Below are 16,044 nucleotides of genomic sequence, written 5' to 3'. Positions count from 1 at the left end.
CAGGGCAGTAGTGCCTGCCCCGCCTAACGGAGTGTTTATGGCAGTCAAGGTCCTGGTGGTGGACGATTCGGGTTTCTTCCGCCGCCGCGTCTCGGAAATTCTTTCCGCCGATCCAAGCATCCAGGTGGTCGGCACGGCCACCAACGGCAAAGAGGCGATCGATCAAGCCATTGCGTTGAAGCCGGACGTGATCACCATGGACTACGAGATGCCGATGATGGACGGCATCACGGCGGTGCGGCACATCATGCAGCGCTGCCCGACTCCGGTGTTGATGTTCTCCTCGCTGACCCACGAAGGCGCTCGGGTGACCCTCGATGCGCTGGACGCCGGTGCGGTGGACTTCCTGCCGAAGAATTTCGAAGACATCTCGCGCAATCCCGAGAAGGTCAAGCAACTGCTGTGCGAGAAAGTACACAGTATTTCCCGCAGCAACCGTCGCAGCCTGTTCAGTACGCCCGCGCCGACTCCGGCTGCCGTTGCGGCACCGGCCCCTTCACCGGCCTCATCGTTCGGTCGTCCCGCGCCAGCGCCTGCGCCAGCTGCACGCCCAGCACCGGCGCCAGTGCGCGCCGCAGCGCCCGCTGCTCATTCGCCCGCGCCCAAGCGCAAGGCCTACAAGCTGGTCGCCATCGGCACTTCCACCGGCGGCCCGGTAGCCCTGCAACGGGTGCTGACCCAATTGCCGGCCAACTTCCCGGCGCCGATCGTGCTGGTGCAGCACATGCCCGCCGCGTTCACCAAGGCCTTTGCCGAGCGCCTGGACAAGCTGTGCCGCATCAGCGTCAAGGAAGCCGAAGACGGCGACATCTTGCGTCCTGGCCTGGCGCTGCTGGCGCCGGGTGGCAAGCAGATGATGGTGGACGGTCGCGGCGCGGTGAAAATCCTGCCGGGTGACGAGCGCCTGAACTACAAGCCGTGCGTGGACATCACCTTCGGTTCTGCGGCCAAGTCCTACGGTGACAAAGTTCTGGCGGTGGTGCTCACCGGCATGGGGGCCGATGGTCGTGAAGGCGCGCGCCTGCTCAAGCAGGGCGGCAGCGCCATCTGGGCCCAGGACGAAGCCAGCTGCGTGATCTATGGCATGCCCATGGCCATCGTCAAGGCTGACCTGGCCGACGCGGTCTACAGCCTGGACGATATCGGCAAGCATCTGGTGGAGGCCTGTCTCTGATGGATGTGTTAAGCCTGATCGGCATCATCATGGCGTTTGTCGCGATCATCGGCGGCAACTACCTCGAAGGCGGCCATCTCGGTGCGCTGGCCAACGGCCCGGCGGCGCTGATCGTGATCGGCGGTACCGTGGGCGCCGCGCTGCTGCAATCGCCATTGAGCTCGTTCAAGCGCGCGATGCAGATTCTGGTGTGGATCATCTTCCCCCCGCGCGTCGACCTGCCGGGTGGCATCGACCGCGTGGTCAACTGGAGCCTCACCGCGCGCAAGGAAGGCCTGCTGGGCCTGGAAGGCGTGGCGGATGCCGAACCTGACAGCTACGCACGCAAAGGCTTGCAATTGCTGGTGGACGGCGCCGAGCCGGAAGCGATCCGCAGCATCCTGGAAGTGGATTTCTACACCCAGGAAAGTCGCGACATCAACGCGGCCAAGGTGTTTGAGAGCATGGGCGGCTACGCGCCGACCATCGGCATCATCGGTGCGGTGATGGGCCTGATCCATGTAATGGGCAACCTGGCGGATCCGTCGCAACTGGGCAGCGGCATCGCCGTGGCCTTCGTCGCCACCATCTACGGTGTGGCCAGCGCCAACCTGGTATTGCTGCCGGTGGCCAGCAAACTCAAATCGATTGCCCTGCGCCAGTCGCGTTACCGTGAAATGCTGCTTGAAGGCATCCTCTCGATCGCCGAGGGCGAGAACCCGCGCTCCATCGAATTGAAGCTTCAGGGCTTCATGGACTGATGGGAGGGATGAATTGTGAGCCGTCGCCGCCGCGAGCCTGAAGAGCACGTCAATCACGAACGCTGGCTGGTGTCCTATGCGGACTTCATCACCTTGCTGTTCGCATTTTTCGTGGTGATGTACTCGATCTCGTCGATCAACGAAGGCAAGTACAAGGTCATTTCCCAGGCGCTGATCGGCGTGTTCAACGACGCAGACCGCGCCCTCAAGCCGATTCCCATCGGTGAGGAACGGCCCAAGACCGTGACCCCGGCCAAGCCGCTGGTCAACGACAGCGATGAAACCGCTGCCGGCGTGGCCGGTAGCAGCGACCCGCTGAAAAGCATCGCCGATGACATCAGTGCGGCGTTCGGCGACCTGATCAGTTCCAACCAGATGACCGTACGCGGCAATGAGTTGTGGGTGGAGATCGAGCTCAATTCCAGCCTGCTGTTCGCCAGTGCCGACGCCATGCCCAGCGACCAGGCGTTCACCATCATCGACAAGGTTGCGGCGATCCTGCGGCCGTTTGAAAACCCGATTCATGTGGAAGGCTTTACCGACAATTTCCCGATCAGCACGGCGCAGTACCCGACCAACTGGGAGCTGTCGTCGGCGCGGGCGGCGAGTATCGTACGGATGCTCGCGATGCAGGGTGTGAACCCGCAGCGCCTGGCATCGGTGGGGTATGGCGAGTTCCAGCCGGTGGCCAACAATGCCACGGTCGAAGGGCGCGCGCGCAACCGCCGGGTGGTGCTGGTGGTATCGCGCAACCTGGATGTACGTCGCAGCCTGACTGGCACCGGTACGGCCAATGCCACACCGGATGCGGCGTTGAAGCGGGCTGGCACACAAACTGCACCGCCTGCTGCAAAGCCGCCGGTTCGTCAGGGTACCGTCAATTCTCCGTCACCGGCTCAATAACCCATGCCATGTCTCGGTCGCGCCTGTGCCTGCCGGGAGGAACCAACCGAATGAGAGTCTGGGCAGTTGCCAATCAAAAAGGTGGAGTCGGCAAGACCACCTCTTCCATCGCCCTGGCCGGCTTGCTGGCCGAGGCGGGCAAGCGTGTGGTCGTGGTGGACCTGGATCCCCACGGCTCCATGACCAGCTATTTCGGCTACGATCCGGATGCGCTGGAACATAGCTGCTATGACCTGTTTCTGCACAAGGGCAGCGTGCCGGCCGACTTGCCCGGGCAACTGCTGTTGCCCACCAGCAATGACAGTATTTCCCTGCTGCCTTCCAGTACCGCCCTGGCGACCCTGGAGCGCCAGTCGCCCGGCCAGAACGGCCTGGGCCTGGTGATCGCCAAGACGCTGGCGCAACTGTGGCAAGATTTCGACTACGCCATCATCGACAGCCCGCCGTTGCTGGGCGTGCTGATGGTCAACGCCCTGGCGGCCAGCCAGCAACTGGTGATCCCGGTGCAGACCGAGCACCTGGCGGTCAAGGGCCTGGAACGCATGGTCAGCACCCTGGCGATGATCAACCGCTCGCGCAAACAGCCGTTGGCGTTCAGCATCGTGCCGACCCTGTTCGACCGCCGTACCCAGGCCTCTCTCGGTACCCTGCGCGTGCTGCGCGATGCGTACCCGGACACCATCTGGCAAGGCTACATTCCAGTGGACACGCGCCTGCGTGACGCCAGCCGCGCAGGCTTGGTGCCGTCGCAGTTCGACGGCAAAAGCCGGGGTGTGCAGGCTTACCGCGCCTTGCTCAAACACCTGCTGTCCCAGCAGCTTGTGGCGCAGGTGGCCTGATGAGCCGACCCATCGAACTCAAGACCCGGCCGCAACTGGCGCTGGAATCCTACCTGGACGCCTTGCTGCAGGATGCGACCGAAGAAGCCTTGCCCGAGCCGATCCTGGTGCTGGAGCCGGCCGCCGAACCGCACAGCACGCTGGATGAGTTCCAGCTGGCGGTGCTGGAAGAGCAGGCCCGTGATGCCCGGGTGACGCCCGTCGCCGCCGTCGTGGTACCGATCGCGCCGGTCATCGAAGCGCCGGTTGCCCCGGTGGTGATCGCGCCGGTGGTCGAAGTGCACCTGCCGCCGAACAACCCGCCGCCGCCGCTCAGTGGTGACGATCGCCCATCATGGGCCGCCGAGCCGTTCGAATGCCTGTTGTTCGACGTCGCCGGCTTGACCCTGGCCGTGCCGCTGGTATGCCTGGGCTCGATCTATTCGCTGGAAGGCCAGGAGTTGACACCACTGTTCGGACAGCCGGAATGGTTCCTCGGCATCCTGCCCAGCCAGGCCGGCAACCTCAAGGTGCTGGACACCGCGCGCTGGGTGATGCCCGACCGCTACCGCGATGACTTTCGCCAGGGCCTGCAATACGTGATCTCGGTGCAAGGCTACGAGTGGGGGTTGGCGGTGCATCAAGTCAGCCGCTCGTTGCGACTGGACCCGAACGAAATCAAATGGCGCAGCCACCGTGGCCAACGCCCGTGGCTGGCCGGTACCGTGATCGAACACATGTGCGCCTTGCTCGACGTCGCCGAACTGGCCGAGCTGATCGCCAGCGGCGCCGTCAAATCGATGCCGCTCAACAAACGCAGTTGATTGAACAATAAGGGCCGCATGCGAGTGCGGCCGATGAAGCACACACGCCGTACGTAACGGCATTTGAAGGGGAAGGGTCAGAGATATGAACAAGTCAGCGTCCGCACAAGGATCAGATGATCCGATCCTGCAATGGGTAACCTTCAAGCTGGACAATGAGTCCTACGGCATCAACGTGATGCGCGTGCAGGAAGTGTTGCGCTATACCGAGATCGCGCCGGTACCGGGAGCGCCGAGCTACGTGCTGGGCATCATCAACCTGCGCGGCAACGTGGTGACGGTCATCGACACCCGCCAGCGCTTTGGCCTGGTGCCGACCGAAGTCAACGACAACACCCGTATCGTCATCATCGAGGCCGACAAGCAAGTGGTCGGGATCATGGTCGACAGCGTGGCGGAAGTGGTTTACCTGCGCCAATCGGAAGTGGAAACCGCACCGAACGTGGGTAACGAGGAATCGGCCAAGTTCATTCAGGGCGTCTGCAACAAGAACGGCGAGCTGCTGATTCTGGTTGAGCTGGACAAGATGATGAGCGAAGAAGAATGGTCGGAACTGGAGAGCATCTGATTGTTCTTTGAGGCGGCGGTGATTGTCCTGGCCCTGCTGTGGGCCGGGACACTGGCATTTGTGCTGCGTTACATGCGCCAGCAGCGTGAGTCGGCCCTGCAACAGGCCGAGCGTGATGCCGTGCGTGACCGGCGCATTCTGGAGTTGGTCAAGCGCGTTGATCATTACCAGCAGAGTGCGGTGAAGGTGGGGGACGAGGTGCACGAACTGCGTGCGATCCTCGGGCCGTTGCCGGACAAGTTGGCGCAGCTGGAGCAGCGTGATCCTACCAGTCTGTCGTTTGCCCAGGCGGCGAAGTTGGTGGGGATGGGGGCTACGGTGGATGAGCTGACTCAGTCGTGTGGGTTGACGCAGGCTGAGGCGCAACTGATGAGTAAGTTGCACAAAAGCTGACCGAGTGTTGGGTACATATCCGTTATTTAGGTAACGGCCAATTAGGGGGCCGCTCTTACAGCGGCTCACGGATTCAAGCCTGCGTTCGGCCTGCGTGTTTGACGGGGCGCCCAGGATCAAGATCAAAAGCCGGTCTGGTGTACACCACCCTGTGGGAGCTGGCTTGCCTGCGATGCAGCCACCTCGGTCCACCAGACACACCCAGTGGGTGCCATCGCAGGCAAGCCAGCTCCCACAGAGAAGCGCGTGCGCTTTTCACCACTCAGGCAGCCGTTACCCAAAAAACGGATATACACCCGGTAAACAAAACCAAACCCCCTCCCCAAAGGTCCACATCCTCCAAGCACCTTTGAATCAGGAGATTCCCCAATGACCACCGCCAAAGCCCTGTTGATCCTCCACGGCAAGCAAGCCCTCAACGAGGACGTACGCGCCGCCGTGCAGGCCCGGCGCGAGCAGGGCGGGGAGTTGGCGGTGCGCGTGACGTGGGAAGGCGGCGACGCCCAGCGCCTGGTCACCGAAGCCCTGGCCGACGGCTACACCCACCTCATCGCCGGCGGTGGCGACGGCACCTTGCGCGATGTGGCCGAAGCCATGGCCCTGGCCAAGACCGACGCAAGCCTGGTGCTGATGCCCCTGGGCACCGCCAACGACTTCGCCAAGGCCGCCGGCGTGCCGCTGGAGCCCGCCCAGGCCCTCGCACTGCTGGACGTGCCGCCACGCGCCATCGACCTGGGCCAGGTCGGTGGGCAAATCTTTCTGAATATGGCGACCGGCGGCTTCGGCAGTCAGGTCACCGCCAACACTTCCGAAGACTTGAAGAAGGTCCTGGGCGGCGCCGCGTATCTCTTCACCGGCTTGACCCGCTTCAGCGAGTTGAAGGCTGCCTATGGCGAGCTGGAAGGTCCGGACTTCCACTGGAAGGGCGAGTTGCTGGCATTGGGCATCGGCAACGGACGCCAGGCCGGTGGTGGGCATGTGCTCTGTCCGGGGGCACTGGCCGATGATGGCTTGCTGGATATCAGCATCCTGCCGGCGCCCCAGGAAGTGGTTGGCACCTTGCGCGAGCTGATGAACAACGGCTGGGGGCTGGACACCATGTTCGTACGCGCACGTCTGCCGTGGGTGAATATCAAGGTGGCGCAAGGCCTGTACATCAACCTGGATGGCGAGCCGCTGGAGGGCAATGACCTGCACTTCGAAGCCCTGCCCAAGGCATTGCGCGTGCACTTGCCGGAGGACTCGCCCCTAGTCGTCCAGGCTGATGATCTGCTCGCGCACCGCAAATAACACCAGGCCGGCAACGTCGAAGATCTGCAGGCGCTTCATGATCTGCGAGCGGTGGGCTTCCACGGTCTTGATGCTCAGCCCCAGGCCATGGGCGATTTCCCGCGTGGACTTGCCGCGTACGATCAGGCGCAGGATCTCCAGTTGGCGAGCCGTGAGGTTGTGGGTGTGCGCGGTTGCCGACGCCGGACCCTGGTTGCGCACCAGTGCCTGGTTGATCACCGTGTGGGCGATTGCCGGGCTCAGGTAGCGTTCGTTGTTGCGCAGCGCGAGAAGGGCGTGCTCCAGCTCGTTGGCGGTGGTGTCCTTGAGCAAGTAGCCGTGGGCACCGGACTCCAGCGCGCACATGATCAGTTCCGGGTCGGTGTGCATCGACAGGATCAGTACGCGGCTCTTGGGGTAGGCGCGCTTGAGCTGTTGCAGGGCGTCCAGGCCGCCGGTGTGTTTCATCGACAGGTCCAGCAGCACGATATCGGGTTGCAGGGCGCTGAATTTCTCCAGCAACTGCGCACCGTCACTGGCTTCGCCCACGACGCTGTAGCCGGTAATGTCCTGGACCAGTGCGCGTACGCCGGCCCGGATCAGTGCATGGTCATCCACCAGGAGTAATTTGCAGGTCACTCTAGAACCTTAGGGGAACTGGCCCGTTCGAGGGCGCGGGGCGCCCAGGGGAAAAGCGCTTCGATCCGTGTCCCTTTGCCTGGCTGGCTGCTGACGGACAATGAGCCGCCCAGCTGATCTATCCGCTCCGACATACCGGCCATGCCCCGTTGGCCTTCCAGGCCGGGGTTGATGGCGGGCGAAAAGCCCTGGCCGTCATCGCTGATAAACAGCGACAGGCCTTCGGGCAGGCGTTGCAGGCGTACCAACAGATTGCGCGCCTGGGCATGGCGTAGCATGTTGGTCACCGCTTCCTGGGTGATGCGAAAGGCCGCCACGGCCATTTCTTCGGGAATGCCGGTCAGGCGTTGCTGGCATTCCAGGCTCCAGTGAATCGGGGTGTTTTCCAGGGTCTTGAGCAGGTGCGCGCGCAGGCTGGCTTCCAGGCCCAGGCTGGCCAACTGGCGCGGGTTGAGGATGGCGGACACGTCGCGCACCTTGGCCAGGGTTTCATTCAGGGTGTTGCACAGGACCGAGCATTGGCTTTGCAGATCGTCGGGAAGGCGGCGCTTGAGCCATTCGCTCTGCAGCTTGGCGGCGGTCAGCAACTGACCGATGTCGTCGTGCAGCTCGCGGCTGAGGCGATGGCGCTCGTTCTCCTGCACCTGCAGCAAGCGGTCGGCGAGTTCCTGGGGCTGGAACTTGATGGATTTGCGTGAGCGCCACTGCTGCAATCCCACCACCAGCAGGATGGCCAGGTTGAGCAGCAGGACGATGATCGGCACGGGTACGGAGCGGCTATACGCCCACAGGCTGAACAACAGCGAACACACGCACAGGGCAAGTGCCAGGCGGCGCAAGTTGCTGCGCGACACGGACCTTTCGAGGAGTGACTTGAGGCTGGTGTACATAGCGGATGGAGCCACTGAAGGTTCGCTGCGGGAAGACCGGTCATGGAGATTGACGGGGCTTTGTTTGGAATACCTTGCCGAATCGTTTTTATGCATGATGAAGTTGAATCACTTCGAGCGGTGCATAGTACCACCACTGTTACCGTTGGTCGCCTGGCACCTTGAACCGGCAAGCGCATTAACCACGCAAATACACTGGGGCGATAGTCCCAGAGTTAACGAAATAGGGGGCGTGTTATTAACGGGGGGGTGTGTATCGTTAGATGCCATTAGTGGCTAATTGATATCTTTCCCGATTGTAATAATGTTTCACTTTAGTTGGGTGTGTCGTTTTCAGATAAACCCGGTTTGAATACGACCTGATAACTACTCAAGACGCGTGATGCATCCGCTGTTGAGGTTTATAACTGAAATCTTTCTGCGGAATTTGCAGCGTGACTGTTGCAATCAGTGTGGTCTGTTCGCTGTCGTCCATGCTCAGTTGGCCGGTGCGGATGTCGATCAGCTCCAGTTGCCAGGCCAGCAACGTGAGGCAATCGTGCAAAGCCTTGAGGGCCTGATCATGCAATTGCATGGGGCTCGCTGCATTGGCGATCAGGGACTGGATGTGCCGCGAAAACTCGCTGATCGCCTGCAAGGCAAGGCTGTCGGCCTTTTCAGCCAGCTTGGCCAGGCTGCTTTTCATGCAGTCGATGGCGTCGCTGTCGTCACGGATCAGGTGCAGATGGCTCAGGCACTCTTCCGATTTGGCAAGCAGCATTTCCGCTTCAAGCAGGAACTCGGGAAGTGTGGTTTGCCATTCATTTGCGCTGTTCATCATGCAAGTCTCCACAACATACGGTTGGGTGATGGGATGTTGCACCGGGTGAATGGCTTAAAACTACCGCTGAAATATGACTGGAATCTGTAGGTCGCTTCTGGCTTTTCAGTCGGAGCGTTATTTAAATAAGGCCGGCAGCTCGCCGCAGCCCTGTTCAAAGGGCTCAGTTGCACAACTTCGAATGCCGACAGGTGAATGTCTGAAAGACCCGTGGGCCAAGGGCTTGGGATGGCAAACAAAAGCCTGACTCCATTCATGCAATGAGAATGGCGTCACATTAATGGCTATTAGATATTGCGAATATCAGGTTGGGCCTGATTGTGCATAGGGGAATCCCTTACGCAGCGGAACCTCACGCCGATTTCAATGTCGCGCGAGGTGGCTGTATCGCCCTCTTCAAGGGTGTAGCCAGTAAAGCATGATGTCAGTGTGACATCAATGAATTTACGTGGCATTTTAACGGGGTCAAGGTCTGGCGTTCGCCGCCGATAAGCTGCCTAGCAGCGAGCTCGCTCGCGAAGTCTTCAAAGGCGCCGCGTTGAACCCGAACGAACGCGTTTTCGTCAGTTGCACAACCCTTTAGCGCATCAGGAGCTTTTAATGGCCGGCATTCTCGACACGGTAGATCAACGCACGCAACTGGTGGGTGAGAATCGCCTGGAAATTCTCATGTTTCGCCTGGCCGGGCGTCAGCTCTTCGCAATCAACGTGTTCAAGGTGCAAGAGGTCTTGCAACTGCCCAAGTTGACCCTGATGCCCCAGCGTCATCCTTTTGTCTGCGGTGTGGTCAACCTGCGTGGCCAGACCCTGCCGGTGATCGACCTGTCCCAGGCCATTGGCATGCGCCCGCTGGTCCCCGGCCCCAACAGCACCATCATCGTCACCGAGTACAACCGTTCGGTACAGGCGTTCCTGGTGGGTGGCGTGGACCGCATCGTCAACATGAACTGGGAGGCGATCCTGCCGCCACCCACCAGCGCCGGGCGCCAGCATTACCTCACCGCCATCAGCAAGGTCGATGACCAATTGGTGGAAATCATCGATGTGGAAAAGGTATTGGCCGAGATCGTGCCGTACAGCGCCAAAGTCTCCCGCGAAAAGCTCGAGGATCCGGTCCTGGAGCGCGCCCGTGGCCGCGAAGTGCTGCTGGTGGACGACTCCAACGTGGCTCTGTCGCAACTGCGCGACACCCTGGGTCAGTTGGGCGTGAAGATGCATATTGCCAGCGACGGTCTCAAGGCGCTGAACATGCTCAAGGCCTGGGCCGACGCTGGTCAGGTGATGACCGACAAACTGCTGATGGTCTTCACCGATGCCGAAATGCCCGAGATGGACGGCTATCGTCTGACCACCGAAATCCGCAACGACCCGCGCCTGCGTGGCCTGTATGTCGTACTGCACACGTCGTTGTCGGGCAGCTTCAACGATTCGATGGTCAAGAAGGTCGGTTGCGACAACTTCCTGTCCAAATTCCAGCCGGACAAACTGGTGGATGTGGTGCGCCAGCGTCTGATGCTGGACGAAGTGCCCGCTTGACCTTAGGGTGACATCTTTGTCCCTCAGGAACGCAGGCCCATGCTTCGTCTCAGCGCGTTGTACCGTTATCCCCTGAAATCCGGCAAGGCCCAAGTCTTGCAGTCTATCGGCCTGGACAAGCTCGGGTTGGACGGGGATCGACGCTGGATGCTGGTGGATGAAGCCAGCGGGCGTTTCCTCACGCAACGGGCCGTGGCAAAGATGAGCCAGTTGTCGGCGCTGTGGAACGGCCAGGGTGGCCTCACCCTCGGCTCATCCGGCCACGGTTCGCTGGAAGTGCCGCTGCCGGGCGACGACGCCGACTTGCGCGGCGTGACCATCTGGCGTGACACCCTGCGCGTGCCCGACGCCGGAGACGCCGCCGCGGCCTGGGTCAGCGACTTCATCGGCAAGCCCACCCGCCTGGTGCACGTGCCATTGGAGCGTGCACGTACCACCGAGGCCGGTTACGGCAAGGACGATGATCAGGTCGGCTTTGCCGACGGTTTTCCGTTGTTGCTGATCGGTCAGTCTTCTCTGGACGACCTGTCCGGCCGCATTGGCCGCCCCATGGAAATGCTGCGTTTTCGTCCCAACCTCGTCATCGAAGGTGCCGATGCCTTTGCCGAAGACGGCTGGAAACGTGTGCGCATTGGCGATGTGGAGTTTCGCGTGGTCAAATCCTGCTCCCGGTGCATCCTCACCACCATCGACCCCGCAAGCGGCGAGCGCAGTAGCGACCGTGAACCCCTGACCACCCTCAAGTCCTACCGCGAACAGGATGGCGACGTGATGTTCGGCCAGAACCTGGTCAACGATGGCCTGGGGCGCCTGGAAGTGGGCATGCCGGTGACGATCATCGAGTGAGGGCCAAGGCGTCCGCGCCGGCGGGGTAGCACCGCTGGCTGGAGGCGACGTTCACCGCATGCCAGACCGTTTCGGCCACATCGGCTTCTTTTGTGAACTGCGTGGCTTGGCCCGCCCAGGCAAACACTCGTTGAGCCAGCGGTTCGTAAGCGTCGGTAATCAGTCCCTGCATGCGCTGTTCACCATTGGCGGTAAAGCGGGTATCGGGACCGTAGCCCGGTTGAACCACCTTGACCTGCACGTCGAACGCCTCGAGCTCCAGTTCCAGGCATCCGGAAAAGCCTTCGATGGCAGTCTTGCTTGCGGTGTAGGCCGCCACCAGAGGGAAGGGCGCCAGGGTCGCGCTGGAGGTGACATTCACAATCGTACCGGCCCGGCGTTGACGAAATTGCGGGATCACCGCTTGGCACATCGCCATGACGCCAAATGTATTGGTCTCGAAGATTTCGCGCACGGTGGCCATGGGGGTGGCTTCGAAGGCGCCGAGCAGGCCGATTCCGGCATTGTTGACCAGCACATCGATGGGGCCGGCGGCTTCCAGGGCCTGGGCGATGCTGTCGGGCCGTGTCACGTCCAGTGCCAGCACGCGCAGGTGCGGCGAAGAGGGGAGCACATCCTCCCGGGGGGTGCGCATCGTGGCGATGACCTTCCAGCCTTGGGCGAGAAAGTGGCGCGCGGTCTCGAGGCCATAGCCGGATGAACAGCCGGTGATCAGTACCGTTTTCATGTGCGATTCCAAGTTGTGGGAAGAGTCCGGGCAACGATAGAGAAATGTGCGTGGATGATCGATGATGCGCAGTCCACATTTGTTTGGCAGGAATCCTGATATGGCCGATCCGCTTTCCGAAGTCGTGCGCCTGCTGCATCCACGGGCAGCCTTTGCCAACCCGGTCAGTGGCCGGGGCAGTTGGGCCGTTCGGTATTCAGAATTTGGCCTGCCGAGCTTCTGCATCATGCTGGAGGGCAGTTGCCTGCTGGCGGTGGACGGGCACGCGCCGATCATCCTCGCTGCCGGTGATTTTGTGCTGCTGCCCGCAACGCCGCCGTTTACGCTGTCGAGTTTTGCGCCCGCGCCGGCGGTGCCCATGGACCCCCATGCAGTCGCCAGCGTGCGCGGCGAGTTGCGCTACGGCGAACAGGACGGCTTGCCGGAAATGCGCTCGCTGGGTGGCTCATTTGTGTTCGAATGCGCCGATCCGGGCTTGCTGGTGGCGCTGTTGCCTGCCGTTGTCCACGTGCGTGATTCGGCGCGTTTGTCGGCGCTGGTGATGATGGTCGGGGAGGAGTCCGCCGAGCAGCGGCCTGGCAATGAGTTCATATTGGGCCGGCTGGTCGAGTTGCTGCTGGTGGAGGCCATGCGTTCGGTTGCGGGCGGCAGCGCCCCTGCCGGGTTGTTGCGCGGGCTGGCGGATGAGCGGTTGGCGCCGGTACTCAAGCAGATGCATGGACGCATTGCGCATGCCTGGACGGTGGGTCAGTTGGCGCAGATCGCGGCGCTGTCGCGTTCGGCTTTTTTTGCACGGTTCACCCGGGTGGTCGGGGTGGCTCCGATGGAATACCTGTTGGGCTGGCGCATGCAGGTCGCCAAACAATTGCTGCGGGAGCAAACACTGTCGGTGTCGGCTGTGGCGCAGCAGGTGGGCTACGGTTCGACCAGCACTTTCAGCGTAGCGTTCAGCCGGCACGTGGGCGTGCCACCCAGTCAGTACGCCAAGCCATGAAAAATGCCCGTCTCACCAGAGACGGGCATTTTTTTGAGCCTTGAGCTTGCTTAGCCGCGGTATTCGCACAGGTAAGCGGTGTCCACGGCGACCTTCAGCTGGAACTTGCTGTTGGCTGGCACGTTGAACTGGCTGCCGGCGGCGAAGGTTTCCCAGTCGCTGGCGTCAGGCAGTTTGACGGTCAGGGCGCCGGACACCACGTGCATGATCTCGCGCTGGGCAGTGCCGAATTCGTATTCACCCGGAGCCATCACGCCGATGGTCGCAGGACCTTCTGCGGTGCCGAACGCGATCGACTTGACGGTGCCGTCGAAGTACTCGTTGACTTTAAACATGGCTGATTCCTCGGAAAAGGGTCTGAAAAGGTCGGCCAGTATGCCCAAGGGTATGGGAACTGCCTAGACCGGCAGAATCAACGGCAGCAGGCGCGCAGTGTTGCGTGCGTCTTCCAGCGCCCGGTGTTGTTGCCCATGGAACTGCATCCCGGCCAACTGCAACGCGCCGTTGAGGCCCAGGGGCCTGTCCAGGCGGCGCGCCTTGGCGAAGCGCTGCTTGAGGTTCACGTGGGGCGTGTGGGCGAGCACGCTGGCCAGGTCATGGCGCTGCCACTCCAGCTCCAGTTGCTGACGGTCGTAGTCGCCCCAGCTGGCCCAGCCTTCCAGGCGTGCCTGGTGTTGGCCCAACCAGCGCTCGAACAGCGGCCACACCTCGGTCATGGGGGCGGCGGCGTCGATGTGGGCCTGGGTGATGTGGGTCAATTGACGGCAGAAGGGCGTCAGCAAGGGGCGGCGCAGTGGCCGCACGAAGCGCTGGAAATGGTCCAGCTCACGGCCGTCGCGGTTGACCAGGCTCGCGCCGATCTCGATGACTTCCATCTCCGTCACGGGCCAGCCGCCTTCATCCGTTGTGGCTTCAAGGTCAATGATCAGCCAATGAGGCATCGCGCAGGTTCCCGTACTCATCCCTTCCTGATGGGGATAGAGCGTAGCCCGGCCCTGTAGTTCCGCCTAGGGGATCATTCGATCTCGAGCAGAACCTGGCGGTTGCGCACCTGGTCGCCGGCCATGACCTGCACGGTCTTGACCCTGCCGCTGACGCCAGCTTTCAGCGGATGCTCCATTTTCATGGCTTCGAGCACCAGCAGCAGTTGACCCTGGGTCACGCTTTCGCCGGCGCTGACCCGCACATCGACGATGGCACCGTCCATCGGCGCCTTGACCATGCCGCTGCCGGCCTCGGCCTGACGACTGGCCGCTTGTTGGGTGCGATTCGTCACCTTGAGGCCGGGCAACCAGAGTTGGTCGCCATCCAGGTGATAGGCAATGCGCCGGCGAACGCCATTGAGCACCACGATCGCATGGCGGCCATCGGTGCTCAGCTCGCTCACGGCGCTGGCGTCCGCCCGGTGGATTTCATCGTTGGCCTCCAGGCGACAGGTCCAGGGCGTTCGGACGGCGTTGCTCCAGCCCGCCAGACCCTGGGCGTTCCGGTTGGCGCTGTGTTGGTAGAACAGGGCGGCGGCCAGGCTCAACTGCTCAGCGGTGGCTTGGGGGCGCGGGATTTCGCTGAAGTGTTCGGCGATCAGCCCGGTGCTGAACTCACCCTCGATAAAGTCTGGATGTTTGAGCAAATCGACCAGCAGCCGCTGGTTGCTGGTTACCCCCAGCAACACCGTGTCCTCCACCGCCCGCAGCAGTTTGCGCCGCGCCCCTTCACGGGTGGCGCCGTGGGCAATCAGTTTGCCCAGCATGGGGTCGTAGAACGGACTGATCCGCTGGCCCTCACACACGCCATGGTCGAGGCGCACCCCAGCCGCAGGTTCCCAGCGCAGCACATCGCCGGTTTGCGGCAAAAAGCCCTGGGCCGGGTCTTCGGCGTACAGGCGCACTTCCATGGCATGGCCGCTCAGGCTGACCTCCTGCTGGGTCAGCGGCAGCGGTTGGCCGGCGGCGATCTGCAATTGCCAATGCACCAGGTCGAGGCCGGTGATCAGCTCGGTCACCGGGTGCTCCACTTGCAGGCGGGTGTTCATCTCCAGGAAGTAGAAGTGGCCGTTGCGATCCAGCAGGAACTCCACGGTGCCCGCGCCCACGTAGTTGACCGCCCGCCCGGCCTTGAGCGCCGCCTCGCCCATGGCCTGGCGCAGGGCCGGAGTCATGACGGGGCAGGGCGCTTCTTCGATGATTTTCTGGTGGCGGCGCTGGATCGAACAGTCGCGTTCGCCCAGGTAAATCAGGTTGCCGTGGCTGTCGCCGAAAATCTGGATTTCCACATGCCGTGGGTCGATCAGGGCCTGTTCCAGAATCAGCTCATCGCTGCCGAAGGCATTCAACGCTTCGGAACGCGCAGTGCGCAGTTGCTCGGGCAGTTGATCGGCGCTGTGCACCAGGCGCATGCCGCGCCCGCCGCCACCGGCACTGGCCTTGATCATCAACGGGTAGCCGATGCGTTCGGCTTCCGTTTGCAGCGTGGCGTCATCCTGGGCGCTGCCCTGGTAGCCGGCGATGCACGGCACGCCGGCTTCGAGCATCGCGAGTTTGGACTGGCGTTTGCTGCCCATCAGTTCGATAGCCTCGACGCCAGGACCGATAAAGGTGAGGCCGGCGTCTTGGCAGGCGCGGGCGAAGTCGGGGTTTTCGGAGAGAAAACCGTAGCCGGGGTGGACTGCATCTGCGCCGGTTATTTTGGCGGCGGCGAGGATGGCCGGCATGTCGAGGTAGGACTGCTGCACCGGCGCGGGGCCGATGCGCACGGCTTCGTCGGCCATCTGCACGTGCAAGGCCTGGGCGTCGGCGTCGCTGTAGACCGCCACGGTGCGGTAGCCCAGGGCCTGGGCGGTGCGCTGGAGGCGGCAGGCGATTTCGCCGCGGTTGGCGATCAGGATTTTGCTGAATGCGGGCATG

Annotated in this window: 18 protein-coding genes; 11 read left to right on the top strand and 7 right to left on the bottom strand. The window is 62.4% G+C overall.

Going from position 1 to position 16,044, the window contains the following annotated elements; all coding sequences use genetic code 11:
• Positions 1 to 37: 37 nt before the first annotated feature.
• The 8 genes from ACW9IN_RS11925 (at position 38) to yegS (ending at position 6,710) form a co-directional block, all read left to right on the top strand.
• Positions 38 to 1,174, top strand: coding sequence for a protein-glutamate methylesterase/protein-glutamine glutaminase (locus ACW9IN_RS11925; protein WP_457366055.1), 1,137 nt, complete (start codon positions 38 to 40; stop codon positions 1,172 to 1,174).
• Positions 1,174 to 1,914, top strand: coding sequence for a flagellar motor protein (locus ACW9IN_RS11920; protein ID WP_025855889.1), 741 nt, complete (start codon positions 1,174 to 1,176; stop codon positions 1,912 to 1,914). Before ACW9IN_RS11925 ends, ACW9IN_RS11920 begins: the two co-directional genes overlap by 1 nt.
• Positions 1,915 to 1,929: 15 nt before the next feature.
• Positions 1,930 to 2,817: a flagellar motor protein MotD gene (motD, locus tag ACW9IN_RS11915; protein ID WP_457366054.1), complete on the top strand. Its 888-nt coding sequence runs from the start codon at positions 1,930 to 1,932 to the stop codon at positions 2,815 to 2,817.
• Positions 2,818 to 2,867: 50 nt separating this feature from the next.
• Positions 2,868 to 3,656, top strand: coding sequence for a ParA family protein (locus tag ACW9IN_RS11910; RefSeq protein ID WP_457366053.1), 789 nt, complete (start codon positions 2,868 to 2,870; stop codon positions 3,654 to 3,656).
• Entirely contained in the window at positions 3,656 to 4,459 is an 804-nt protein-coding gene (locus ACW9IN_RS11905) for a CheW domain-containing protein (protein ID WP_457366052.1), read from the top strand. The genes ACW9IN_RS11910 and ACW9IN_RS11905 overlap by 1 nt, the downstream gene beginning before the upstream one ends.
• A gap of 85 nt (positions 4,460 to 4,544) precedes the next feature.
• Positions 4,545 to 5,027 carry a chemotaxis protein CheW gene (locus ACW9IN_RS11900; protein ID WP_105694886.1) on the top strand — a complete coding sequence of 161 codons (483 nt, stop codon included), beginning with the start codon at positions 4,545 to 4,547 and terminating at the stop codon, positions 5,025 to 5,027.
• Complete coding sequence (locus ACW9IN_RS11895) at positions 5,028 to 5,420, top strand: DUF2802 domain-containing protein (protein WP_457366051.1); 393 nt, start codon at positions 5,028 to 5,030, stop codon at positions 5,418 to 5,420.
• A 369-nt stretch (positions 5,421 to 5,789) separates the two neighbouring features.
• Positions 5,790 to 6,710, top strand: a complete 921-nt coding sequence (yegS, locus tag ACW9IN_RS11890; RefSeq protein ID WP_457366050.1) for a lipid kinase YegS — start codon at positions 5,790 to 5,792, stop codon at positions 6,708 to 6,710.
• Here the strand turns inward: yegS and ACW9IN_RS11885 are convergent.
• From ACW9IN_RS11885 to ACW9IN_RS11875, 3 genes are all read right to left on the bottom strand, one after another.
• Complete coding sequence (locus ACW9IN_RS11885) at positions 6,669 to 7,328, bottom strand: response regulator (protein ID WP_457366049.1); 660 nt, start codon at positions 7,326 to 7,328, stop codon at positions 6,669 to 6,671. The genes yegS and ACW9IN_RS11885 overlap by 42 nt on opposite strands.
• Positions 7,325 to 8,218: a sensor histidine kinase gene (locus ACW9IN_RS11880; protein ID WP_457366121.1), complete on the bottom strand. Its 894-nt coding sequence runs from the start codon at positions 8,216 to 8,218 to the stop codon at positions 7,325 to 7,327. Before ACW9IN_RS11880 ends, ACW9IN_RS11885 begins: the two co-directional genes overlap by 4 nt.
• A gap of 370 nt (positions 8,219 to 8,588) precedes the next feature.
• Positions 8,589 to 9,038: a hypothetical protein gene (locus tag ACW9IN_RS11875; protein ID WP_457366048.1), complete on the bottom strand. Its 450-nt coding sequence runs from the start codon at positions 9,036 to 9,038 to the stop codon at positions 8,589 to 8,591.
• A gap of 600 nt (positions 9,039 to 9,638) precedes the next feature.
• On the opposite strand from ACW9IN_RS11875, the gene ACW9IN_RS11870 reads away from it, so the two are divergent.
• Positions 9,639 to 10,574 (top strand): chemotaxis protein CheV, encoded by a 936-nt coding sequence (locus tag ACW9IN_RS11870; protein WP_457366047.1) that lies wholly within the window; start codon positions 9,639 to 9,641, stop codon positions 10,572 to 10,574.
• 39 nt (positions 10,575 to 10,613) lie between these two features.
• Entirely contained in the window at positions 10,614 to 11,420 is an 807-nt protein-coding gene (locus ACW9IN_RS11865) for an MOSC domain-containing protein (RefSeq protein WP_457366046.1), read from the top strand.
• Here the strand turns inward: ACW9IN_RS11865 and ACW9IN_RS11860 are convergent.
• The gene (locus ACW9IN_RS11860; protein WP_457366045.1) at positions 11,410 to 12,147 is read right to left on the bottom strand and encodes an SDR family oxidoreductase; all 738 of its coding nucleotides are present in this window, start codon (positions 12,145 to 12,147) and stop codon (positions 11,410 to 11,412) included. The genes ACW9IN_RS11865 and ACW9IN_RS11860 overlap by 11 nt on opposite strands.
• Positions 12,148 to 12,247: 100 nt before the next feature.
• Here ACW9IN_RS11860 and ACW9IN_RS11855 point away from each other — a divergent pair, with 100 nt between their 5' ends.
• Positions 12,248 to 13,141, top strand: coding sequence for an AraC family transcriptional regulator (locus tag ACW9IN_RS11855; protein ID WP_457366044.1), 894 nt, complete (start codon positions 12,248 to 12,250; stop codon positions 13,139 to 13,141).
• A gap of 50 nt (positions 13,142 to 13,191) precedes the next feature.
• Here ACW9IN_RS11855 and ppnP read toward each other — a convergent pair whose 3' ends face one another.
• From ppnP to ACW9IN_RS11840, 3 genes are all read right to left on the bottom strand, one after another.
• Positions 13,192 to 13,476 (bottom strand): pyrimidine/purine nucleoside phosphorylase, encoded by a 285-nt coding sequence (ppnP, locus tag ACW9IN_RS11850; protein ID WP_058424671.1) that lies wholly within the window; start codon positions 13,474 to 13,476, stop codon positions 13,192 to 13,194.
• Between the two features lie 63 nt (positions 13,477 to 13,539).
• Positions 13,540 to 14,082, bottom strand: a complete 543-nt coding sequence (locus tag ACW9IN_RS11845; protein ID WP_457366043.1) for an exonuclease domain-containing protein — start codon at positions 14,080 to 14,082, stop codon at positions 13,540 to 13,542.
• A 74-nt stretch (positions 14,083 to 14,156) separates the two neighbouring features.
• Positions 14,157 to 16,043: an acetyl/propionyl/methylcrotonyl-CoA carboxylase subunit alpha gene (locus ACW9IN_RS11840; protein ID WP_457366042.1), complete on the bottom strand. Its 1,887-nt coding sequence runs from the start codon at positions 16,041 to 16,043 to the stop codon at positions 14,157 to 14,159.
• Between the last annotated feature and the right edge of the window lies 1 nt (position 16,044).

It is taken from the genome of Pseudomonas sp. SDO5271_S396 (assembly GCF_054071795.1).
The sequence above is the reverse complement of the archived record's forward strand: the minus strand, read 5'-3'. Positions and strand labels throughout refer to the sequence as shown.

Coding starts and splice junctions, on each gene's coding strand:
- ACW9IN_RS11925 (WP_457366055.1), top strand. CDS start 38: ATGGCAGTCAAGGTCCTGGTGGTGGACGATTCGGGTTTCTTCCGCCGC.
- ACW9IN_RS11920 (WP_025855889.1), top strand. CDS start 1,174: ATGGATGTGTTAAGCCTGATCGGCATCATCATGGCGTTTGTCGCGATC.
- ACW9IN_RS11910 (WP_457366053.1), top strand. CDS start 2,868: ATGAGAGTCTGGGCAGTTGCCAATCAAAAAGGTGGAGTCGGCAAGACC.
- ACW9IN_RS11905 (WP_457366052.1), top strand. CDS start 3,656: ATGAGCCGACCCATCGAACTCAAGACCCGGCCGCAACTGGCGCTGGAA.
- ACW9IN_RS11900 (WP_105694886.1), top strand. CDS start 4,545: ATGAACAAGTCAGCGTCCGCACAAGGATCAGATGATCCGATCCTGCAA.
- yegS (WP_457366050.1), top strand. CDS start 5,790: ATGACCACCGCCAAAGCCCTGTTGATCCTCCACGGCAAGCAAGCCCTC.
- ACW9IN_RS11880 (WP_457366121.1), bottom strand. CDS start 8,218: ATGTACACCAGCCTCAAGTCACTCCTCGAAAGGTCCGTGTCGCGCAGC.
- ACW9IN_RS11875 (WP_457366048.1), bottom strand. CDS start 9,038: ATGATGAACAGCGCAAATGAATGGCAAACCACACTTCCCGAGTTCCTG.
- ACW9IN_RS11870 (WP_457366047.1), top strand. CDS start 9,639: ATGGCCGGCATTCTCGACACGGTAGATCAACGCACGCAACTGGTGGGT.
- ACW9IN_RS11865 (WP_457366046.1), top strand. CDS start 10,614: ATGCTTCGTCTCAGCGCGTTGTACCGTTATCCCCTGAAATCCGGCAAG.
- ACW9IN_RS11860 (WP_457366045.1), bottom strand. CDS start 12,147: ATGAAAACGGTACTGATCACCGGCTGTTCATCCGGCTATGGCCTCGAG.
- ACW9IN_RS11855 (WP_457366044.1), top strand. CDS start 12,248: ATGGCCGATCCGCTTTCCGAAGTCGTGCGCCTGCTGCATCCACGGGCA.
- ppnP (WP_058424671.1), bottom strand. CDS start 13,476: ATGTTTAAAGTCAACGAGTACTTCGACGGCACCGTCAAGTCGATCGCG.
- ACW9IN_RS11845 (WP_457366043.1), bottom strand. CDS start 14,082: ATGCCTCATTGGCTGATCATTGACCTTGAAGCCACAACGGATGAAGGC.
- ACW9IN_RS11840 (WP_457366042.1), bottom strand. CDS start 16,043: ATGCCCGCATTCAGCAAAATCCTGATCGCCAACCGCGGCGAAATCGCC.